We start from the raw sequence: 22,523 nt of genomic DNA on the forward strand, positions 1-22,523 counted from the left end.
ACACAATAAAAAACCACGATTGTATTTAAATTTAAACAAACCTAAAAGCCAGACGAAGGCAATTCGACCATAAAAAACACAAATAAATACAGAAAGTTACACTTTGGCGAGGAGCTGATTGGTGTCTTAAAAGGAATCGAGACGGAAAAAGATATGACACTATAGACGTCAAAAGGCCCCTTTCGGGGCCGATTCGTTATTTCCTTAACTCCAGCGATGCTGAGTTTTTAGAAATATGTATGGCGATGTTATCGAATGTAATCATTGAAGATTTACAAAAGATACATTTCGCGCCAAACGGATTTGTTGCAGACACATCGTAAGCCGATGTTCTGTACTGTGACCCATGACAGCATGGGCACCTGAAATGAATGTGGTCAGTCATGATGTTAGCCTCTATTTGCTACAACATTCACTACCGCAGGGACATTTAGCCATATTCAACTGAAAACGCTTTCCTGGTTTTCAATGACAACGCAAAAAGCATTGTTCTGAATGGTCGATAATAACAAAGACATCATTGTCATTAATTCTTAAAGATAAACCCGAAACTCTTCGGATTAAAATCTATACTGCACCAGCGATCTTTTGGATGTTGTTTGTTTTTTAATGTGCCTTCGGCACGTAACGTTAAGTAAAATTTAATACAAAAATATTAAGTGTATTCGGGATGTCGTATCTCTCATACACTTTCGATCATTTTAGAATGGGTACACTGGAACCGTCTGCTTCAATATACCCTTTACTACTCTCTTGTAAACCTGTCTACTCGGGCTTAGACCGTCATCGTTGTCGCAGGTTCAAAAGATTTTAGAAAATTATTAATCGCGCAAAATGACATTTGCAGCAGCAGGACCTTTGGCGCCATTCTCGATAGAGAAATCAACTTTCTGCCCTTCAAATAAGGTTTTGAAACCATCACCCTGAAGTGCAGAAAAATGTACAAAGACATCCTTACTGCCATCCAGTGGAGAAATAAAACCAAAACCTTTGCTTTCGTTAAACCATTTTACTAAACCAGTCATCTTCTCAGACATAAATATTACCTCAATAATCAGCGCCTTACGGCGAAAAAGTTCGCATCACAGAATTTAATTAATAACGATAAGGAGGCTCGAAAAAAGGATTATCTATGGATAACGCTTGAGATGAGAACTGCTTTACTAAACCGCTTTATTTTTAGGTCTGTGTACCAAACCAACCCCCTATTGATCGCACAGATAACAATTGATAGCAAGCTTTATTTTTATAGAGACTCTGTTCAGCTGGCAATATTGCGCCAACTACGGTTCGCATTCCCTCTTCTACCAGGCTATATCTTAGACACCTAATTCACACGGGAGTGGTTATGATGAGTAAGAAAATTCTAATGCTGGTCGGCGATTATGCTGAGGACTACGAAACGATGGTGCCATTTCAGGCATTGCAGATGATTGGTCATCAGGTTGATGCAGTCTGCCCTGACAAAATCACAGGCGACTACATTATGACTGCAATCCATGATTTTGACGGTGCCCAGACTTATAGCGAGAAGCCTGGTCATCGTTTTATTCTCAACGCCGATTTCAGCGCAGCGAAGGAACAGGATTATGACGCTCTGCTGATCCCCGGCGGACGCGCGCCTGAATACCTACGATTGAATGATGAAGTACTCAAACTAGTACAGGCGTTTGATGCTGCACGTAAACCGATTGCCGCAGTTTGCCACGGTCCCCAACTGCTGGCCGCCGCGGGGATACTAAAAGGACGCACCTGCAGCGCCTACCCGGCCTGTGCACCGGAAGTACGGCTCAGCGGTGGTCATTATGCCGACATCGGCATCGATCAGGCGCACGTCGATGGCAATTTGGTCACCGCCCCTGCCTGGCCAGCGCACCCGCAATGGCTGGCGAAATTTGCCGAACTGTTGCAGAAGTAACGCTGCAGTCCTCCTGTTGAATAAAACAAACGTGACCAGGTGACGACAAGAGATAATCAGAAAAGACAGGCTGGCGCTGAAAACAGCGCCAGTTGCGGGTTTTGCGATGGTGCACTTATCAGTGCTTCAGATTGCTGACAAAGTGCACCTCTCTGGAATTGCCCGGTGGCGGCTAGCGCCTTACCGGGCCTACGAAAAATGCACAATTTATTGATATTGTGGGTCTTGTAGGCCGGGCAAGGCGTCAGCCGCCGCCCGGCAGAAACGCGAGCACAATCTTTAAACCGGGTTTGTCATCAGTGCTTCTCAATATACATCGTGCGGCTGTATGCCACATCTTCCGGGTTGGTTATCGGATATCCTTTCAACCACGGTTTAATCAGACGCCCGTTGGTGTATTGATAAATTGGCGCGATAGGCGCTTTCGCCATAATGATTTTTTCCGCAGCGTTGTAATCATCGTTGCGCGCTTTTTCCGAGTTTTCCAGCGCTGCCTGAGTCAGAATTTTGTCATAGGCCGGATCGTTAAAGCGGGAAATATTGCCGCTGTGGGTTGAGGTCAGTAGCGACAGGAAAGTCGACGGTTCATTGTAATCCCCTACCCACGAGGCGCGGATCACATCGAAATTCCCGGTATTTCGACTGTCGATATAGGTCTTCCACTCCTGATTTTGCAGCTTCACATCAACGCCAAGGTTTTTCTTCCACATCGACGCCACCGCGATAGCGATTTTCTGATGATTTTCCGAGGTGTTATACAGCAGAGTCAGCTTCAGTGGGCGGTTTGGGCCGTAGCCCGCAGCTTGCAACAATGCTTTAGCTTGGGCGTTCAGCTCCTCCTGGCTCATGCTCTCAATTTGCACCGGCTGCGGAGTGAAGCCTGCGGTGACATCCGGGGTAAAGCGCCAGGCCGGTTTCTCGCCGGTTCCCAGGATTTTCTCTGCCATCAGACGACGGTCAATCGTCATGCTCAGCGCCAGACGCACGCGCTCATCGGCAGTTGGCCCCTTCTGCGTGTTAAACGCATAGTAATAAGTCCCCAGCTGCGGCGGGGTATAGACTTGCCCCGGGATGTCCTTCAGCAGCTTCTGATACAGGTTTTTCGGGAATGACTCAGTGATATCGATATCGCCCGCCAGATAGCGCTTGGTCGCCGCCGACTCCTGGTTGATCGGCACAAACGTAACCTGCTGAATAACCGTTTTGGCGTTATCCCAATAGTGCGTATTGGGGACCACCACCAGCTTTTCATTCACCACGCGATCTTTTAAAACATACGCGCCATTACCAACCAGATTGCCAGGGCGCGTCCAGTTATCACCGCTTTCCACATTGGCTTTCTGCACAGGATAAAAGGCGAAACTGGCCGCCAGATTGCTGAACCACGGCAGCGGTTTATCCAACTGCACGCGCAGGGTCCGCGCATCCACCGCGGTGACGCCGAGGCTATCAGGCGCAGCTTTACCATCAATAATATTTTGCGCGTTGCTGATGCCCGCCAGAGCGGCAAACCAGGCGAATGGCGAAGTCGTTTTTGGGTCCACCAGCCGCCGCCAGCTATAGACAAAATCCTCTGCCGTCACCGGCGTGCCGTCGGACCAGCGGGCGTTGTCACGCAGGGTGAAGGTCCAGACGCGGTTATCATTGCTCTGCCAGCGAGTCGCCACGCCAGGAATCAGGTTGCCTTTCGCGTCCTGATTGACTAAACCTTCAAAGAGATCGCGGATCACCTGAATTTCTGGCAGGCCCACGGCTTTAGCGGGATCTAATGTGGCGGGTTCATCTTTAATGTGCCGCACCAGCATCTGTTTTTCAGCTAATACGGTGCCCGGAGGGACATCCGCCGCCCAGGCAAGAGAAGAGACGCTGGCTAACCACAGCGCGCCGCATGTCAATGTGACAGGATACTTCATAAGATCCCCTTTAAAATAAAAAAACCAGAGCTGGCAGTGCGATAATTATTTGTTTCATCACCTGAAATTGCAAACAGCTTGTGATAGAAAATTGACATATATGCTGATTTCTCGATCGCAGGAAACTGTTTGATTCCGTGACGGTTTTACACAACACTGCTCAAAATAACCTGATAACAGGATGCCCTATGCCCGTTTCTCGTCCTCGCCCTCAACGCGGCGCTTTTCCGCCGGGAACCCAGCGCTACGGCCAGTCTCATCTCGGCGCACCGCTGCTGTGGTTCCCTGCACCGCTGGCCGATAGCCGCAGCGGTTTAATTCTTGCCGGCACCCACGGCGATGAAAACTCATCAATCGTCACCCTCTCCTGCGCGTTACGCACGCTCAAACCGGAGCTGCGCCGTCATCATGTGGTGCTGGCGGTGAATCCCGACGGCTGTCAGCTAGGGTTACGCGCCAACGCACGTGGAATCGACCTGAACCGAAATTTTCCGGCGGCGAACTGGAAGGAAGGCGAAACGGTTTACCGCTGGAACAGCGCGGCAGAGCAGCGTGATGTGGTTCTGCTCACTGGCGAAAAGCCCGGTTCAGAGCCAGAAACCCAGGCGCTGTGCGAGCTGATCCACCAGATCCATCCCGCCTGGGTCGTTTCATTTCACGATCCGCTGGCCTGCATTGAAGATCCTGGCCACAGCGAGCTGGGACGTTGGCTCGCCGATGCCTTTACTTTGCCGCTGGTGGGCAGCGTCGGCTATGAAACGCCCGGCTCCTTTGGCAGCTGGTGCGCCGATATCGGCCTGCCGTGCATTACCGCCGAATTTCCGCCAATATCCGCCGACGAGGCCACGGACAAATACCTGTCGGCAATGATTAGCCTGCTGCACTGGCATCCTCAAAGATGAAGTACGCCGGTGCTGAAATGCAGCGCCGGTTCAACATCCACCGCCAGCCAGGTTGGGCCATCAAGATCGGCAAAACGGGCCAGCGGCACCAGCGGCAACGCGGCGCTAATGGCTCGCGAGGTACACAGCATACAGCCCAGCATCCGCGCAAATCCCTGTCGCTCCGCCTCCTCCGCCAACAGCAACGCTTCGGTCAGGCCGCCGGTCTTATCGAGTTTAATATTGACCATTTCGTAGCGACCACGTAACGCCGCGAGGCTGTCGCGGGTATGGCAGCTTTCATCAGCACAAACAGGCAACGGATGGATAAAATTCTCCAGCGCCGCATCGTCCCCCGCCGGAAGCGGCTGCTCCAGCATCGCCACGCCGATATCCGCCAGAAGCTGACAACGCTCAGCCAGACCATCGCTACGCCATGCCTCGTTAGCATCAACAATTAACGTCGCCTGCGGCACCGCTTCGCGAATCGCTATCAGCCGTTCGCTAATCAGATGATCATCAAGCTTCACTTTCAGCAACGTGGCCCCTTTCTCCCACAGCGCCGCCGCGCTGGCTGCCATCTGCTCAGGCGTACCAATGACCACCGTTTGCGCGGTGACCACCCGGTTAGGCAGCATGACGCCTGACTGCTGAGCAATGCTCTTACCCGCACTGCGCGCTTGCCAATCCCAGAGCGCGCAATCGACGGCATTACGCGCGGCTCCCGGGGGGAGCAGGTTTTGGATCTGCTCACGCGAGATGCCGCGTTCAATCTGTTCGCCAATCGTCATAATCTGCGCCATCACCGAGGCGATACTCTCGCCGTAGCGGGGGTAAGGCGTGCATTCCCCCACGCCTTTCACGCCATTTTCTTCGATCTCCACCACCACCACTTTGGCCTCGCTGCGGCTGCCGCGGGCGATCACAAAAGGAGTATGTAACGGCCAGGCTTCTTCATAGACTCGCAGATTTCGCATTCCCTGAACCTCGCAGGTAAATATTAAAAGGATTTGCCGTGCTGATGACTGATGTCATACACTAGCCAGAACGTTAACTATATGTAAACAGGAAGATAACCATGTCACAAACCGTGCATTTCCAGGGCAACCCCGTTTCTGTTCAAGGCACCATTCCGCAGGCAGGCGCTAAAGCGCAGCCGTTTACGCTGGTCGCCAAAGATCTCTCTGACGTCGCGCTGAGCCAGTTCGCAGGCAAACGTAAAGTGCTGAACATTTTCCCAAGCATCGATACCGGCGTTTGCGCGGCATCGGTACGTAAGTTTAACCAACTGGCGTCTGAACTGGACAACACCGTAGTGCTGTGCATCTCCGCCGACCTGCCGTTCGCCCAGTCTCGCTTCTGCGGCGCTGAAGGCCTGAACAACGTTGTCACGCTGTCCACCCTGCGCGGCGCGCAGTTCCTGGCCGACTACGGTGTCGCTATCTCCGCAGGCCCGCTGGCCGGTCTGGCGGCGCGCGCTGTGGTCGTCATTGATGAAAACGACCAGGTTGTTTACAGCCAACTGGTGAATGAAATCACCGAAGAGCCGGACTACGACGCCGCTCTGGCCGCGCTGAAAGCGTAATAACACAGCTAAGCACCCTGAGCCCTCGTTGATCGGGGGCTTTTTTATTCCCGCGCCGCATAGCGGGAGATAAAACGTGCAATCGCCGGACCGGTCAGCAAGATGGTGAACAGACGCAGCGTCTGCATCGCCATAATAAAAGACATATCCGCCCGCGTACCCGCAGCAATAATCGCCACCGTATCCAGCCCGCCGGGACTGGTTGCCAGATAAGCCGTCATAAAATCCAGCGGCAGAACCTGCGTTAAGCCAAAAGCCATCAGCGCACACAACAGAATCAAGCCAACAATCGATGCCAGGATCTGCGGTAAGGTTTTCAGCGCCAGCAAGAAAATCTGTTTATTAAACTTTAGACCAACGCTCCAGCCAATGGCGGCATAGGCCAGCGCCAACAGCCATTCCGGGAGTTCGAGTACCAGCCAGCCCTCTCCCTGCACCAGCGCGCCGAGCAACATCGGAAAGAGCATCGCCCCCGACGGAAAGCGCAACCGTAGACCCAGCCACCCTGCCGCCGCGGTCAATAACAGCGTGAGCGGAAGCTGCCAGCTTATCGGAGGAAACCAGATAACCTGCTGGGTCATCTCCTGAGCATCGCCGCCGAGAGCGACGCGAACGACCAGCGCCGCGGCCCCGGCGACGAATAGCACCCGCAGGTACTGCATCAACGCCACCAGCCGAACATCGGCACCGTAATCCTGAGCCATAACCACCATCGCCGACGCGCCGCCCGGCGAGCTTCCCCACGCGCCGGTGGCGCCTGGTAACGCGCTATAACGCACCAACAGCCATCCCGCCAGCGCGCTAATGGCGAGCGTGGAAAAAAGAATCAGCAGCACCAGCGCCCAGTTTGCCAACAGAACGCCGAAGATCGAGGGCGTGAGGCTATGGGCAATCATGCAGCCAATAATCGCCTGGGCAGCAATAAAAAACGGGCGGGGTACGAGAATTTCTGCGCCGCGAAGGCTAAGAGTAATCCCGGCAATCATCGGCCCCAGCAGCAGCGCTGCGGGGAGATGAAACCAGAACAAAACAAAGGAGAGCGCACCGGAGAGCGCCAGCAATTTCATCCACTGAAAGAAGTGACTACGCGAAATCCACATGCGTATTCCTGAGAGAAAAAGAGTAAAAGCGGAGTATATACAAGATCATGCTACGGGAAGAACCCTCCTTTTTTGGAAACGCTAATCGGCTGCGCAAGCAGCCGGTGGTGAGGATTAGTCGTCGTTTTTCTTCTGGCTCAGGCCATACTCGCGCAGTTTATTGGCGATCGCGGTGTGCGAGACGCCAAGGCGTTTAGCCAGTTTACGCGTGCTGGGGAAGTTGCGATAAAGCTGGGTGAGCACAGAGCGCTCAAAGCGGCGAGTGATGTCATCCAGCGAACCTTCCATCGCTTCTTCGCCCACAGGCAAGGAGGCCACATCGTGATCCGGTAACAGAATATCCTGCGGACGCAGTTCAAAACCGTCCAGCTGCGTCAGCGCGCGATAAACCGCGTTCTTGAGCTGGCGCACGTTGCCCGGCCAGCTATAGCGCGTCAATACGCTATTTAAATCAGCAGAGAGTTTAGGACGAGGGATCCCCTGCTCATCGGCAAAGCGCGCGACGAACAGTTCGGTCAACGGCATGATATCCTGCGGGCAGTCGCGTAGCGGCGGCAGATACAGGGTCAGAACGTTGAGACGATAATAAAGATCTTCACGGAACAGCCCTTTCTGCACCAGCTCCACCAGGTTTTTCTGGGTGGCGCAGATCACGCGTACGTCGACATGAACCTCATGATCTTCGCCAACCCGGCGGAAGGTACCATCGTTGAGGAAACGCAACAGTTTGGTCTGCATTCTCGGCGACATCTCACCGATCTCATCCAGCAGCACCGAGCCACCGTTCGCCTGCTCGAAGAAACCTTTTTTACCCTGAATCGCGTCGCCAAACAGTTCGCTTTCCACCGCATCTTCCGGAATAGAGCCGCAGTTCAGCGCCAGATAGGGTTTTCCCGCGCGCGGGCTGGCCAGATGACAGGCTTGAGCCAGCAGATCTTTGCCGGTACCGGTATCGCCAACGATCAGCAGCGGCGCGCTAAGCATTGCCAGCTTGCGGGCCTGCTCCACGACATGGCGCATTTTTGGACCAACGGCGAGGATCTGACTAAAGGCACTGGTATCCTGAATGGTCATGGTTTGCAGCTGTCGGCCCATGCGGACCGTTGAACGCAGCATTGCCACCGCACCGGTCAGCACTCGCTCGCCGTGCTCACCTTCCAGATAGACCGGGGTGATTTCCAGCAGGAAATTCTGTCCGTTAACCACCACATGCTCAGCATGCGATTCCTGCGGGCTATTTTCCAGCCAGCGCTGCACGTTGAAATCAGTGATCAGTTGCGCGACCGGATGGCTGCGCAGTTTGTCCTGGCTCTGGGCAAACAGCTGACAGCTGGCCGGGTTAGCCAGTTCAACTTTCCCCCTGGTATCCAGAGACAGCACCGGTTCCGGCATCGCCACCAGCAGTGCGCTAAGTGCGAGATGTTCACGTTCTGATGGCATCCACGGCACGGTACGCACATCTGTCACTCCAGCAATACGGCGAATTTCCGCCATCAGGCTGCTGAAGTTGGCAAACTCCAGTTCGGCGAAATTGAGATAAATTCGGCCAATAGGGTCGATATCGATACCGCGCAGATCGATACCACGCAGCACCAATAAATCGAGTAATTCACGGGTCAGACCAAGACGGTCTTCACAAAAGACTTCAAGACGCATAGGAGTTTTCACCCTAAAAAGGCCAATGACGGATGAATAATAGGACAGTTATTTGCTGGCGTGAAGATAGCTGTCAACAATTATTGACAGTATGGCGGAAAAATGGCCTTTCTGCCGTAAAGTTATACGTTCAGAGCGGACACATGACCAGAATCGTTCAGACGAGTCATCAGCCCTCAAACCGGCAAGGTACCTTATGCTGGTTTGAGGGCAGCATCATCGAACCGCTCCGTTAACGCAAAATATCGACCACTCCCGTTCTTCCGTTCACCCTGACCCGCATCCCATTCTCCAGCAGCGTCATGACCCCGCGCACGCTCATCACTGCCGGAAGCTGCAACTCCCGCGCGGTGACCGCCCCATGTGACAACGGTCCGCCGCTTTCGGTGATCACTCCGCTCGCGCGGTAAAACAGCGAGGTCCATGCAGGATTGGTCGTACGAGCCACCAGAATCGCGCCTTTTGGAAAAGCAGCAAACTCCTCCGGCCCATGAACCAGAAAGACCTCACCTTCCACCTCGCCAGGGCTACCAGCCATCCCCTGTAATCCCTCACCCTGCTGCAATTCGGGGATCGCATCATCTTCGCCAAGATTCCATGACGGACTGCGCTGTTTCGCCGCCTGCCAGGCAGACTTATTGGCGTGCACCTGCGCGGCCAGATCTTCGAAAGCATTCTGCGCCACCGCAGCGTCAAGATCGGCGAATGACGCGAAATAGAGATCATCCGCTTGTTGCAGAATACCCGCCGCCGTCAGCCGCTCTCCCATCTCGCGCACGCCGCTGCGGAACGGCAGCGTCAGACGCGTGGTCTGATAATGCTCAAGGTCGTCCAGCCAGGTATAAACGCGCGCCAGGCGAGTCACCTCTTCAACAAAGTAGCGCAGATCTTCCGGCACCTGAGCCAGCCAGACGTGCTGCGCCGCTGAAGCCGCCAGCTTGCCGTTAAGCGCCTGCGCCGCCAAATCATCGTCCGGCAGCTCCACCAGCATTTTCAGCTGATCCAATACAATATGCGGCGCTTCAAGCCAGGTCGGATAATAAGCGTCGAAATCCAGCTCGCGATGGCCGTGGCGTTGCAGGAACTGGTTGAACTCAGTATCAAACGCAGGATACGCGCTAAGACGTGAAACAAGCGCCAGCGACGGGGTGTCCGCGAACTCCCGCAGTAGCTCAGGCTCGTTACGAACCTGCCGCGATAGCGCCCACAGTTCGGCGTTAACTTGCCCGGTTTTCGTCTCGGCGACCGACAGCAACAGATCGAACATCGATTTGGCCTCTGCCGCAGGCATCGACATTTGCAGGATCTGGTAGAGCACGGCATATAAGGTGCGCTGGGTCAGGGAAATAGCAATATTTGGCAGGAAATAACGTTTACCCGCATCGCGTACCCGCAGCAGATAATCCCAGCACTGCGCCAGCGTGTAGCTAGCCAACGGCTCGCGCATCAGCGCGCCGATTTCCAGCAGATAGGTATCCAGATCGCGCATCCAGCGGATCGGCAACTCCTGCACCCAGGCATAGCGCTTTGCCAGAGTCGGCAGAGCCGCTCGCAGTTGCTCCAGCGAACTGATGCCGCCGGGCATTCTGCCAGCATACAGTTCCACCGCATTCTGGTTGCCATAGACATAGCACTCTTTTACCGCGAACCATTTCCCCCCAAAACCAGGCAGGCCCATCAGGGAAAAAGAGAAGTTGAGCGATTCATGGAAACCTTCCTCTACCAGATCCCAGGTCAACGGCGTTACCGCGTTAGGGAAGCGTTCAGCGGATTCATCGCGCGTCCAGCGTTCCGGCACGAACGTGACCGGACGGGATTGCAGCAGATAGAACGAAGCGCCGGAAAATGCCCATTCAATATCCTGGGGAAAACCAAAAAACGCCTGAGCCTGCCGGGCGACGCTCGCCACCGTCAGACATTGTTCATCGCTAAGCGAACTCTGCGATTGGCGGGATGCGGGCAGGACCACATCGTGTACGCCCTGGCTGTCTTTCAGCAAAATCGTCGTTTTTTGTCCGATACTACATTCCGTGACTTCTCCCTGCGGCATGGCAACGCGGTATTCATCCACCTCCCGCTCGCCGCCGACAACGCTCTCACCTAATCCAAAGCAAGCGTTAATCAACACTTGCTCCAGCTCGCCGCGTACGGGGTCGATGGAAAAGGCCACACCAGCCGCATCGCTTTCCGTCATCTCCACCATCTGCTGGATCACCACCGCCATCGCGGCATCGAGGTGAACGAGTTGCAGATGCGCGCGATAGCGCATGGCGTGTTCATGCCATAACGAAACGTAGCATTCGCGCACCGCGTTGAGGATCGCATCAGCGCCACGCATATTGAGCAAGGTATCGTGCTGTCCGGCGAAAGCCGCGCCGGGCAGATCTTCAAACGTCGCTGAAGAACGCACGGCAACGTTCCAGTCCTTCGCACCAAGCGCGTCCAGCCGTTGCGTTACCGCCGCGCGTAGCGCTTCCGGCAAAGCTTGTCGACGAATAAGCGCCTGAATTTCGCGGCTGCATATGCCGAAATCGTCATATTGTTGCAGTAGCGTCTGGATTTGCTCTCTTAGCGGCGCCAGAAACAGTTGATAAGCAGAAGCCGACACAATCAGACCGGGCGGCACCGGCAGGCCCCCTGCGGTCAGACGCGCGAGGTTGGCGCCCTTCCCCCCGCTCAGCGCCAGTTCACTGGCGTGCGGATCGTGAAAGGTAAAAATCATCGAGTCTTCCGTTAGCATTATGCCTTCCTTATCATGTTGTTACGGCTGGAGAAGCCGCAGCGGCGCAGCCATACCAGCACCAGAAACGCCAGCAGAGCACCAAAAATCAGATCGATGCCGTAGTGATAGCGCAGATAGAGCGTTGCCAGAATCAACCCCACCACCAGCGGCGACAGCAACAGCGCGCAAAAATAGCGATGCTGTAAAAGCAGATAACCAAACACATAGAGGCTAATCCCGCAGTGCAGGCTGGGAAAAACGTCCATACCCGTTCCGCCACTCGCCACCAGCGAAACCAGCAGCGCGGTCAGCGCGCCGCCTTGCGGCGGGTAGGAGAAAACGTCCGGAAAAGCAAGATACGGCCCGGCGGCGGGCACCAGCAGATAGCCGATAAATCCAAAGAGATACATCAGCATCAGGCCATAGAAGAAACCACGGCTGGCAAGTTCATGGCGACGGAAAGCGCAAAACAGCACCGGCAGCAGAATAATGAAATAGAACGAGAGGTAGCACAGGCTCATTACCTCACTTAACCAGACCCTCTCCCAGCCGAGCAGCCGTTCAGTCAATCCGCTACCGAATAGCCAACGATCGCCCGCCAGCAGCCATACGTCCATTGAGCGCGGCATCGCCAGCTGAATCGCCTTAAACAGAGGGAAAACCAGCCAGCTGGCGGCAAACTGCAGTACGCCAATCCAGCTGCGCCAGCGCGACGACGAACGCATTGATTGCAGCAACAGCAGCCAAACCACCACGCAGGCGATTACCGGCGCAATAAATTGGGGGTCATGCAGTTGCCAGGCGGAAAAAATCCCCAACCCGCAAATCAAGGCGATCAGGGCTAAGTAGACCCCATAACCCGGACGGTTCCGGGAAGCCAAACCGACAAAATGGGTATTCTTTATCAGGCTCAAACGTTTTCCTCCCCCCAAACCGAACGTTGCCGCCACCCCAGGTAAGCCGCTGTATAAAGCAGCCACAGCCAGGGAAAGAGAATACCCAGCACAATCAAACAGGGCAGCCACAGCAGCGAGGCGGCAAAACCGCTCGCCAGACGAAAAAAGGCCACCGTATTGCGCCCGTCGGCCTGTCTGCCAACCCACCAGGCGCAGAGCAGAACCGGAAAAAGTACCAGCACAAACGGCAGTTGCAGCGCGCAGGCCCAAATGTTTCTTTGCCGATGCCGCTTATCAGATGTTTTTTCAGCATGCGTTCCGCTTGCCGTTCGTTTAAAAGCCAACGCCCAGGATTCGCTATGCCGCCGCTGGTGGGCATAGCTTTCGGCGTCCGCCATGGTCGCCTCGCTGTCGCAGTTGACCGAAACCTGATTCAACGCATTACTCACACATTCAGAGATTTCAGTTTCCCAGGCCTCCTGGGACTTATCTTCCCGCGCGGGAAATACCAGCGCTTCGCCAACCAGCAGCTCGACCCGCGAACCAAAGCGATCCGGAGCCTGGTAGAAACTCCCTACCGGGATCACCCGAAAGCGCTGGCCTTCCTGCAACAGTCGGCGAATGATTTTCACGGTTCCCGGCTGATAAGGTTGTGGTGCATAGCTCCATTCGCTGGTGCCTTCCGGAAAGATAACCAGACTGCCGCCCTGCTTTATATGGGCAGTAGCGTGCAGCACCGGGTTTCCCGCCTGCGTCCGGCTAAAACCGTAGCGAACACGATCCTTGTCGCGCACAACCGGAATGCCGGTAAATAGCAGGCGCAAAAAACGCGATCGCAGCAGTTGAACGGAGGCAAGAAACTGGCCATGCGGCAACAGTGGGCTGACCACCCACCCGTCGGTCGCCCCATTACGGTGGCTGACAAGCAGAATTGTGGGTATAGCGTCGTCCAGCGGTAAAACACGGTGGCCACGCTCGTCAATAAAGTCGATCGAAGCGTAGTAGAAATGGCTCAATAGCCTGGCGATAAAGCGATACCAGCGCGGCAACGCTCTGCCCGGAGTGAATCGCAGCCAGGGAGGATTACGTTTTTCCATAACGTGCGGTTGTCATCATGTCCTTGTTTAACATTTCCGCACAATAGACGCTTCGTTAAGGGATTACAATGAGCAGTTTGGGGGCATCATCGCCCCCTCAGAATTACTGTGGGTGAAAAGCGGGCATCAGCTTCCGGTTATGTTCGATAACCTCGTCCAGCGCCTGTTCAAGCTTCTCACCGCTGACGATCAGCGGGTTCAGCACCAGCGCACGCCAGGCGGTATGCCGGTTACCCGTTATCGCCGCTTCGATGGTCAGCCGCTCGAAAGACTTCATCAGTTGCAGCAGGCGTAGCGTATCTTCCGGGAAGGACGCCACATTCAGCGGCTGCGGGCCGGAAGCGGTAATTAACGAGCTCACTTCAACCGCACAGTCGTCCGGCAGGCCGTTAATCGCGCCGTTGTTACGCGTGTTAACGTGCATAATAATGCGCTTGTCATTATAAATACCGTTCATCAATTCACAGGCCGCTTCAGAATAGTATTGCCCGCCGCGCCCTTCCAGTGCCTTCGGTTTTACCGCCAGATTCGGGTCGCTGTACTGGGCGAACAGCTCTTTTTCCAGTAGTTTAACAACTTCTCCGCGCGTCCCTTCCCCGTCAGCCTCCGCCAGCTCCTGGCGCAACATGTCGTCCTTAATATAGTAATAACGCAGATAGGCGCAGGGGATCATCCCCAGTCCTTGTAGCAGATGCTGCGGCCAGCGGAACGGCGGAATATTGCGCGGTACCAGCGGATCGTTACCTGCGCTAATCTGCGCAATGGCTTCCGGCAGCCACTCTTTGCCTTTATGCAGAATCTGCCGCACGAAGATGAAGTGGTTCAGGCCCGCAACCTGCATGATGAAATCATTTTCGTTGGCGCAATTAAGCAGCTGTGCGACGCCCTTTTGCATAATCACCGGCACGTTGCACAGGCCCACGGCTTTAATTTTGCTATGACGCAGCACCGCCTCCGTCACCATGCCCGATGGGTTGGTGAAGTTCAGCAGCCAGGCGTCCGGGCACAGGCGTTCCATATCTGCCGCAATCTCCAGAGCAATCGGGATTGTCCGGCAGGCATTGGCAAAACCGCCCAGCCCGTTGGTCTCCTGGCCAATCAGGCCATATTTTAACGAGATGCGCTCGTCGCTGATGCGCGCATCCAGGCACCCGGCACGGAACTGCGAGCAGACAAAATCCGCGCCCTGCAAGGCGCTTTCGCGGTCAAGCGTCGCCACCACTTCAATAGACAAACCCGCTTTGGCAATCATTCGCCGCGCCAGCCCGGCGATAATTTCCACCTTTTCTTTGCCGTCTTCAATGTCGACCAGCCACAGCATCTTAACCGGCATCTCAGCGTGCCGTTTAAGTAAACCTTCGATCAGTTCCGGGGTATAGCTGGAACCGCCGCCAATCACCACAATTTTGAGTCCTGACATGGTATATCTCCATTTGATATAGGGTATAACTATTTAAAACCGTCATAACTGGCGGAACAAACGAAATAAAATGGCTCATGCATGAATATGATTAATGCATAACGGAGAGTGACCATGCTGGAGCAACAAAGTATTCTTGCGCTACTACAAACCTTTGAAGTGACCGCGCGCCACCTTAGCTTTACCCTCGCAGCACACGAAATGAACCTCACCCAGGGAGCGGTGAGCCACCGAATTCGCAAACTGGAGATGCACATCGGCTTTCGCCTGTTTATCCGGCTGACGCGTAAGCTGGCGCTAACCGAAGAAGGCAAGCGCCTGCTGACCACGCTAAGCCACTCGCTGCGCGCCATTAATGATGAAATCGAAGATATTCGCGAACAGGATCTGCGCGGGACGCTGCATGTTGGCATCGCACCGACGCTGGCGCATTTGTGGTTGATGCCGCGCCTGCCGCGCTTTCAGGCGCAGTGGCCGGGGTTGAACTTACAGTTTCGCGTGCGGGCCGGAGTAATGGACTTTAACGAAGAGCGTGTGGATCTGGCTATTTACTACGGCGCGACCCAGTATCCCGATCTCTATCAAGAGCGGTTGATGGGTGAGAACCTGCTCCCGGTGTGCTCGCCGGAATATCAGGGTCAACATCAGCCGCTGAGCGCAGGAGCATCGTCGGGAGTGCTCTGGATCCACGCGTCAGAATCGACGGATGTCCAGGATCAGTTCAGCGAGTGGCGATTATGGTGTCAGCAAACGGGGGCGAATTTACCTTTTGAGGGGCGTTATTACGCCGTGAATAACCACTCCATCGCGATTCAGATGGCGGAGAACGGTTTAGGGGTGATGATGGGCCGTCAGACGCTGATTCAACCTCTGCTCGACAGCGGTAAGCTGGTGGCATTGAGCGAGGAAAAGGTGCCCTCGCCGTTTGGATATGACCTGATTTGCCCGCAAGAGAACCGCTCGCGCCCGCGTTTTCTCGCCTTTAGTGAGTGGTTACAAGATGAGTGTGGTCAGGATAAATTCCCGGTGACGTAGTGCTGGACGGTAGCCCGGACAGGTGCGCCAGCACCGCCTCCGGGAAACAACGCGCGCAGCGTCTGATTCTCTCCCCGGTGGCGGCTAGCGCCTTACCGGGGCTACGGATTCACAGCTATCTGCTAGCCGGGAAGCCCGCAAAAAACGCTATTTCTCCGGACTGTTTTTACTCTTCTGTAAGGTATCTTTCAGTTGACCAATCAGCTCGCGGCGAAAATCGCCCAGCCGCGGCTTATCATCGGCGATCCATGGCAGCGGGCGACAGAGTTCCATCGCTTTAATCCCCAGCCGTGCGGTCAGCAGTCCGGCACCAATGCCCTGGGCCGCGCGCGCCGACAGCCTGGCCGCCAGATCCTGCGACATCCAGTCCATCCCCACTTCCCGCACCACCTCGCTAGCTCCGGCAAAAGCGATATTCAACAGCACCAGACGGAACAGGCGCAGACGGCTGTAGTAGCCCAGCTCAATGCCGTACAGCGTGGCGATGCGGTTGATCAGGCGTAAGTTACGCCAGGCGATAAACGCCATATCCACCAGCGCCAGCGGGCTGACGGCAATCATCAACGTCGATTCCGCCGCCGAGCGGCTGATTTCGCGCCGCGCCTGGGCATCAAGCACTGGTTGCACGATCTGCGCATACAGGCTGACCACTTCGCGATCGTTCTGCGTCTCGTGGATCGCCGCATACCAGCGCTGTAGCGCCGGATGCGATTGATCCAGCCCCGCCTGCTGCGCGAGTTTTTCACAAAACGCACGCCCTTTGCCAACCGCATGGCTGTGCATCAAATCCCGCGCCTCATCGCGTTCGTGCGCTCGTTGACGCAGCCGCCGCAGACGCCGCCATTCGGTCGCGACTGAACCGACGCCAGCGCCAATAATCAGCGCCCCGGCAGCGCAACCGCCAAGCGCGATCCAGTCCTGCGTCTGCCAGGCGGTCATTGTCCACTGCACGCCCTGCGCGACCACGCTCACGCCGAAAATAGTCAACCCGGCGCTGACCATTTTCCGCCACAGGCTACGTTTGGGCCGCAGAACTGATTCAACAACCGCCTCCGCCGCCCCCTCTTCTTCTTCCACGACATCAAGGCGCGCCGGAGCAAACTTCCCGGCATCCACGTCATCAAAAGCGCGGGCGGATTTGAGAATTTGCGCCTTTTCCGCCTCCAGCGGGCCGTCGAAATCGATACGCGGTTTTAACGGTTCGGTCATCGCAACTTATCTCCAATTAAAAATTCCAGCGCCGCATCGAGGCGAATATGCGGCAGCGGCTTATCAACATCCATCACCTGCGGACGGAAGTTTTCAAACTGAAAGCCCTGCTTCTCCCAGAATGCCTGGCCCGGCAGACGTGCGGGCACCTCGCCGGGATAGACGGTCAACGGTTGACCATCGCTCAATCGGTTACCCCGCAGCGCAGGGATCTTCTCGCCATTCACCTCGATAAGCCCGCTCTGAGTCGCCTGAATTGACGCCAGCCCCAGGCAATCCATGCTGATCCCTTCAAACGCCGCATTTTGCCACGCGTCCTGAATCAGCTGTTGCAGCAGCGACACCATATTACTGTGCTGATCGATGGTCACGTGATCGGCTTTGGTGGCCGCAAACAGTAGTTTATCGATAACTGGCGAGAACAAGCGGCGGAACAGCGTGCGCTGGCCATAGTGAAAACTTTGCATCAGCTGCGTCAGCGCCAGGCGCATATCGTTGAACGCCTGTGGCCCGCTATTGAGCGGTTGCAGGCAGTCCACCAGCACAATTTGCCGATCGAAGCGCAGAAAATGGTCTTTATAGAAACCTTTGACGACTTTCTCGCAGTAGTATTTAAAACGCTCGCGCAACATCCCGGCATTGGTGTGTTTGTCCGCCTGGGCCAACCTGGCCTCCCCAGTCGCGTCAACATCCGGCCAGGGGAAAAATTGCAGCGCAGGCGCGCCGGCCATTTCGCCTGGCAGCACAAAGCGCCCGGGCTGAATAAAGTGCATCCCTTCGCGTTTACAGGTGTGCAGATAATCGGTCCACGCGCTGGCAATCTCCGCCAGGCGGGTTTCATCGGCCGGAGCCAGCGGGTCCAGCCCTTCACAAAGCTGCCGCCAACGCGTCGACCATTCCGCTCTCTGCCCTTGCAATAGCCCGGTCATCTGTCGTGACCAGGTAAGATAGTCCTGGGCCAGCATCGGCAGGTCCAGCAGCCACTCGCCGGGATAATCGACGATTTCCAGATACAGCGTTGAGGTCTCTTTAAAGTGGCGTAACAACGAATCGTTGGAACGATAGCGCAGCGCCAGGCGAATTTCGCTGACGCCGCGGGTGGGCGTTGGCCAGACCGGCGGCTGACCATACAGTTGGGCCAACCCTTCGTCATAGGTGAAGCGCGGAATGCCAAAGTCCCGTTGCGGTACGCGCTTGACGCCGAGCAGACGCTCCTCTCTGACCGCGCTCAGTAGCGGTAGACGCGCCCCGGTGTGAATATTCAGCAGTTGGTTGACCAGCGCGGTGATAAAGGCGGTCTTACCGCTGCGGCTGAGGCCGGTAACGGCCAGACGGAGATGCCGATCAACCCCACGATTAACCAGCGCATTGAATTCAGTTTTGAGTCGCTTCATCGCCATCCTGTTATGCCTGAAGAACGAGAGAGAATAATATGGGGACTATACGGCTAATTATCAATGGCTTGCATTAGCCCCGCGACCGCGGGGCTGAAGATTACTTACTGGCGCTTTTTGGCATATCTATCTGATTAAGGCCACCCGCATTAACTACCTGAGTGTAGCCCATCTCAGTCAGCATCTGCTGGGCCTGACCCGACTGTCGCCCGACGTTGCAATAAACTTTAATGGTATCGTTTTTATCCGGAACTTCGCTCGCAATCCGCGTTTTTATATCAGCCAGCGGGATGTTAATCGCCCCTTCAACGTGTTCTTTTTGATACTGCTGCGGAACGCGAACATCTATCCAATGCTCCGCCGCAGACACCGGTAAGGCGACGGCCAGAGCTAAACCCAGAAGCAATTTTCGTAGCATTTTATCATCCTGATATGTTGAGTTTTTAGGCACTCATAACATACGCCATCCGCGACGTTTAGAAAACCGTTGTGCCGCCCGGCTAAACGCTTATTGTTGGCGATCGGCGCTCTTGTATTGTCATTAGCAAACTAACTTCATAAGATATGTGGCATTAACTTACGCACGGAGTCCAAAGAATATGTCTCCTACCATTTACGATATCGCGCGCGTGGCTGGCGTATCAAAATCGACGGTATCGCGGGTGCTTAATAAGCAAACCAATATTTCTCCAGAAGCGCGAGAAAAAGTATTGCATGCGATTGAAGAGCTCCAGTATCAACCGAATAAACTTGCTCGTGCTCTAACCTCTTCAGGCTTTGATGCCATTATGGTTATTTCGACACGCTCGACTAAAACTACTGCTGGCAATCCTTTTTTCTCTGAAGTGCTACATGCGATTACGGCAAAAGCAGAAGATGAAGGTTTTGACGTTATATTGCAAACATCACACAGCGCGGAAGAGGATCTGCAAAAATGTGAAAGTAAGATAAAACAAAAAATGATTAAAGGCATTATTATGTTGAGCTCACCCGCCGATGAATCATTTTTTTCCCGCCTGGATAAATACGACATTCCGGTTGTCGTGATTGGTAAGGTTGAAGGCCAATACCGAAATGTTTATTCAGTTGATACCGATAACTATCGTGACAGTATTGAATTGACCAATGCGCTAATCAATAGCGGTCATCAGCATATTGCCTGTCTGCATGCGCCGCTGGATTATCATGTTTCTATTGATCGAGTTAATGGATATAAACATAGTCTGAACACCCATCACCTTAAACTCCATAGTGAGTGGATTGTAGATGGCGGCTACACCCATGACTCAGCGCTTTCCGCCGCCCGGGAATTACTCAGACATCGTCTTCCCGATGCGGTTTTCGCGACGGATAGCTTAAAACTGATGAGTTTATATCGTGCGGCGGCTGAAAAGAATATTACCATCCCCGATCAGCTTGCCGTTGTGGGCTACAGTAATGAAATGCTGTCGTTTATTCTTACGCCCGCCCCGGGAGGGATTGACGTACCAACGCAGGAGCTAGGCGAACAAAGCTGTGGCCTGTTATTTAAGCTGATCGCCGGTAAAAGCATGCCGCAGAGTATTACAGTGGCGACGCATATGCTATTACCTGAGGCCGCCAGATAAAAAAGGGGCAAACCTGCCCCTTGATAACTCAGAAGGCGTAGTTGATACCTACGCCTGCATAATGGAATTTATCGTTCTCGCCCTCATCATGGTTTTCCCACTCGAAAGCATATTCCAGTGACATCGATAAACCATTCTGAAAATCATAGGCATAGAGCATCCCAACGCGGTTGAAGTTATGCCCCTCACGCTCAGGATCGTCCTGCCAGTCCCAGTTGGTCCAGCGATCCAAACCGATACGGGTGTACGGCGTCAACGTTGTATCGCCGAGCGAGATAGGCAAATAAGCGCGGATCTCCTGGGTAGAAAACTCGCCGTTATTGCGCGATGTATCCATATTAAATCCGCGTTCCAGATAATAGTTGGCGACCACGGAGAAAGTATCATCAATTTTATAGGTAAAGCCGGTTTCCGTTTCTACACGACTATCAGCATAGCCGGTCTTATCCAAATCATTGGCAAATTGATACATGGAAAACCAACCGCCAAAGCGCCAGTCATCACTCAACTTGATATCCCAGTCTGGTTGAATCTTCCAGCGCTGCATATTTGCTGTGCCTGCGTCATCGCCATGTTCATCCTGGAAGTGATAGCCATAATTACGAAAGCCACCGGTTAAACCGAGCGTAAAATCATCATCACCGAAAATTTGATAACGAATCTCCAGCTCCGGGCGGTCGAAATAAGTACCACGGGTACCGTTGCTATAATCAACCGGGCCTTCCTGATAATACGCAACGGCAATTTTCCACGGGCCTCGTGAGGCATTAAACCAAATGGAGGGTTCAGACAGCCCATCCATATCTTCCGCCTGCCCTTCAACGTTTTCACTTTCATACATTGCGCCAACATTAAAATGCCAGTCGTTATTTTCAGCAGCCTGCGCACAGGCCATTCCTGCGCACATAATGAGCGCAGCACGGCTTAGTAAGGTATTCATTTTAGATCCTTTAAAAAAATAAAAGACACATGCACGCCGGGATAATTCCCGGCATTTATATTTATTGAATTACAGCTTCACTATCGGTATCAAAGAAATGACATTTATCCATATCAAAATGGATATTGATATTTTCTCCTGCGTGATAATCATTCATTGCTCCGGCACGGACAACCAGCTCGTGCCCCCCTACGGTGGTATATAACATAAATTCAGCACCGGTTAATTCTGCTACGCTGATATGCGCCGCGACGCTGTTTTTTTCACGTTGTTCAGGGTGTACATCCTCCGGACGAATACCCATCACCACCGCTTTATGCATATATTTTTGCGCATTCAGTACGGCTAATTTGTCCTGCGGGATCGTTAGCTTCAACGTTTCGGTAACAAATTGATTTCCATCAATAGCGCCACGGATAAAGTTCATTGCCGGCGAGCCGATAAATCCAGCGACAAACATATTTGCCGGGTGGTTATAGACGGTCTTCGGCGCGCCAACCTGCTGCACGATGCCATCTTTCATAATGACAATGCGCGTCGCCATAGTCATGGCTTCGGTTTGGTCGTGAGTCACATAAATCATGGTGGTATTCAGCTTCTGGTGCAGCTTGCTAATCTCCGCCCGCATCTGAACACGCAGTTTTGCATCGAGGTTAGAGAGCGGTTCATCCATCAGGAATACGCCCGCTTCGCGAACGATCGCTCGCCCAAGCGCCACGCGCTGGCGTTGGCCGCCGGATAACGCGCCAGGTTTGCGCTTCAGGTATTCACGCAGGCCGAGGATCTGCGCCGCCCAGCTGACGCGCTCCTCAATAACCGCAGCGCTGATTTTCTGCATTTTCAGGCCAAATGCCATGTTGTCATAGACGGTCATGTGCGGATATAACGCGTAGTTCTGAAAGACCATCGCAATGTTACGCGCCTTCGCCGGAACATCGTTCATCCGTTTACCATCAATCAGCAGATCGCCCGCGCTGATCTCTTCCAGCCCCGCAATCATGCGTAGCGTGGTGGATTTCCCGCAGCCCGACGGACCAACAAAAACAATGAACTCTTTGTCTTCAATTTCCAGGTTAAAGTCTTTAACCACATGCACCTGGTTATCGTATATTTTTTGTATATGTTGCAACGAAAGCTGTGCCATATTGAT

At 54.1% G+C, this 22,523-nt stretch carries 20 protein-coding genes; 5 read left to right on the forward strand and 15 right to left on the reverse strand.

Annotated features, from left to right (window positions below):
• Positions 1 to 196: 196 nt before the first annotated feature.
• Complete coding sequence (ymcF, locus tag AC07P6_RS17465; protein ID WP_478313926.1) at positions 197 to 385, reverse strand: cold shock small protein YmcF; 189 nt, start codon at positions 383 to 385, stop codon at positions 197 to 199.
• 436 nt (positions 386 to 821) lie between these two features.
• Positions 822 to 1,037: a transcription antiterminator/RNA stability regulator CspE gene (gene cspE / locus AC07P6_RS17470; RefSeq protein WP_110273456.1), complete on the reverse strand. Its 216-nt coding sequence runs from the start codon at positions 1,035 to 1,037 to the stop codon at positions 822 to 824.
• Positions 1,038 to 1,351: 314 nt separating this feature from the next.
• On the opposite strand from cspE, the gene AC07P6_RS17475 reads away from it, so the two are divergent.
• Positions 1,352 to 1,918 (forward strand): DJ-1/PfpI family protein, encoded by a 567-nt coding sequence (locus AC07P6_RS17475; protein ID WP_478317033.1) that lies wholly within the window; start codon positions 1,352 to 1,354, stop codon positions 1,916 to 1,918.
• A gap of 296 nt (positions 1,919 to 2,214) precedes the next feature.
• Here the strand turns inward: AC07P6_RS17475 and AC07P6_RS17480 are convergent, their stop codons facing one another.
• Complete coding sequence (locus tag AC07P6_RS17480; RefSeq protein WP_478313928.1) at positions 2,215 to 3,831, reverse strand: peptide ABC transporter substrate-binding protein; 1,617 nt, start codon at positions 3,829 to 3,831, stop codon at positions 2,215 to 2,217.
• Positions 3,832 to 4,019: 188 nt separating this feature from the next.
• On the opposite strand from AC07P6_RS17480, the gene mpaA reads away from it, so the two are divergent.
• Positions 4,020 to 4,733, forward strand: coding sequence for a murein tripeptide amidase MpaA (gene mpaA, locus AC07P6_RS17485; RefSeq protein WP_304258564.1), 714 nt, complete (start codon positions 4,020 to 4,022; stop codon positions 4,731 to 4,733).
• Here the strand turns inward: mpaA and ycjG are convergent.
• Entirely contained in the window at positions 4,724 to 5,689 is a 966-nt protein-coding gene (ycjG, locus tag AC07P6_RS17490) for an L-Ala-D/L-Glu epimerase (protein WP_304258561.1), read from the reverse strand. The genes mpaA and ycjG overlap by 10 nt on opposite strands.
• A gap of 101 nt (positions 5,690 to 5,790) precedes the next feature.
• Between ycjG and tpx the strand changes: the two genes are divergently transcribed.
• A complete protein-coding gene (tpx, locus tag AC07P6_RS17495; RefSeq protein WP_139538013.1) occupies positions 5,791 to 6,297 on the forward strand; it encodes a thiol peroxidase in 507 nt (168 codons plus the stop codon).
• Between the two features lie 44 nt (positions 6,298 to 6,341).
• On the opposite strand, the gene AC07P6_RS17500 is transcribed toward tpx, so the two are convergent.
• The 6 genes from AC07P6_RS17500 to AC07P6_RS17525 all read right to left on the reverse strand — a co-directional run bounded on the left by AC07P6_RS17500 (position 6,342) and on the right by AC07P6_RS17525 (position 15,188).
• Positions 6,342 to 7,397 carry an AbrB family transcriptional regulator gene (locus tag AC07P6_RS17500; protein ID WP_478313930.1) on the reverse strand — a complete coding sequence of 352 codons (1,056 nt, stop codon included), beginning with the start codon at positions 7,395 to 7,397 and terminating at the stop codon, positions 6,342 to 6,344.
• 114 nt (positions 7,398 to 7,511) lie between these two features.
• Entirely contained in the window at positions 7,512 to 9,053 is a 1,542-nt protein-coding gene (tyrR, locus tag AC07P6_RS17505; RefSeq protein WP_182238189.1) for a transcriptional regulator TyrR, read from the reverse strand.
• A 232-nt stretch (positions 9,054 to 9,285) separates the two neighbouring features.
• Complete coding sequence (locus AC07P6_RS17510; protein WP_478313932.1) at positions 9,286 to 11,793, reverse strand: PEP/pyruvate-binding domain-containing protein; 2,508 nt, start codon at positions 11,791 to 11,793, stop codon at positions 9,286 to 9,288.
• Complete coding sequence (locus AC07P6_RS17515) at positions 11,793 to 12,689, reverse strand: phosphatase PAP2 family protein (RefSeq protein WP_478313934.1); 897 nt, start codon at positions 12,687 to 12,689, stop codon at positions 11,793 to 11,795. Before AC07P6_RS17515 ends, AC07P6_RS17510 begins: the two co-directional genes overlap by 1 nt.
• Positions 12,686 to 13,768, reverse strand: a complete 1,083-nt coding sequence (locus tag AC07P6_RS17520) for a lysophospholipid acyltransferase family protein (protein WP_478313936.1) — start codon at positions 13,766 to 13,768, stop codon at positions 12,686 to 12,688. Before AC07P6_RS17520 ends, AC07P6_RS17515 begins: the two co-directional genes overlap by 4 nt.
• 103 nt (positions 13,769 to 13,871) lie before the next feature.
• On the reverse strand, positions 13,872 to 15,188 hold the full coding sequence (locus tag AC07P6_RS17525; RefSeq protein WP_478313938.1) for a 6-phospho-beta-glucosidase: 1,317 nt from the start codon (positions 15,186 to 15,188) through the stop codon (positions 13,872 to 13,874).
• 159 nt (positions 15,189 to 15,347) lie between these two features.
• Between AC07P6_RS17525 and AC07P6_RS17530 the strand changes: the two genes are divergently transcribed.
• Positions 15,348 to 16,223 (forward strand): LysR substrate-binding domain-containing protein, encoded by an 876-nt coding sequence (locus tag AC07P6_RS17530; RefSeq protein ID WP_478317035.1) that lies wholly within the window; start codon positions 15,348 to 15,350, stop codon positions 16,221 to 16,223.
• 147 nt (positions 16,224 to 16,370) lie between these two features.
• On the opposite strand, the gene AC07P6_RS17535 is transcribed toward AC07P6_RS17530, so the two are convergent.
• The 3 genes from AC07P6_RS17535 to pspE all read right to left on the reverse strand — a co-directional run bounded on the left by AC07P6_RS17535 (position 16,371) and on the right by pspE (position 19,244).
• Positions 16,371 to 17,432, reverse strand: coding sequence for a TIGR01620 family protein (locus tag AC07P6_RS17535; protein WP_478313939.1), 1,062 nt, complete (start codon positions 17,430 to 17,432; stop codon positions 16,371 to 16,373).
• Positions 17,429 to 18,826 carry a YcjX family GTP-binding protein gene (locus AC07P6_RS17540; protein WP_182238177.1) on the reverse strand — a complete coding sequence of 466 codons (1,398 nt, stop codon included), beginning with the start codon at positions 18,824 to 18,826 and terminating at the stop codon, positions 17,429 to 17,431. The genes AC07P6_RS17535 and AC07P6_RS17540 overlap by 4 nt, the downstream gene beginning before the upstream one ends.
• Before the next feature lie 100 nt (positions 18,827 to 18,926).
• Positions 18,927 to 19,244 (reverse strand): thiosulfate sulfurtransferase PspE, encoded by a 318-nt coding sequence (pspE, locus tag AC07P6_RS17545; RefSeq protein WP_181482487.1) that lies wholly within the window; start codon positions 19,242 to 19,244, stop codon positions 18,927 to 18,929.
• Positions 19,245 to 19,425: 181 nt separating this feature from the next.
• Between pspE and AC07P6_RS17550 the strand changes: the two genes are divergently transcribed.
• Positions 19,426 to 20,433 carry a LacI family DNA-binding transcriptional regulator gene (locus AC07P6_RS17550; RefSeq protein ID WP_478313941.1) on the forward strand — a complete coding sequence of 336 codons (1,008 nt, stop codon included), beginning with the start codon at positions 19,426 to 19,428 and terminating at the stop codon, positions 20,431 to 20,433.
• Between the two features lie 28 nt (positions 20,434 to 20,461).
• On the opposite strand, the gene AC07P6_RS17555 is transcribed toward AC07P6_RS17550, so the two are convergent.
• Positions 20,462 to 21,373, reverse strand: a complete 912-nt coding sequence (locus AC07P6_RS17555; protein ID WP_478313943.1) for an OmpG family monomeric porin — start codon at positions 21,371 to 21,373, stop codon at positions 20,462 to 20,464.
• Positions 21,374 to 21,434: 61 nt separating this feature from the next.
• Positions 21,435 to 22,517, reverse strand: a complete 1,083-nt coding sequence (locus tag AC07P6_RS17560; RefSeq protein ID WP_478313945.1) for an ABC transporter ATP-binding protein — start codon at positions 22,515 to 22,517, stop codon at positions 21,435 to 21,437.
• Positions 22,518 to 22,523 lie beyond the last annotated feature (6 nt).

It is taken from the genome of Klebsiella sp. GFKo11 (genome assembly GCF_056490265.1).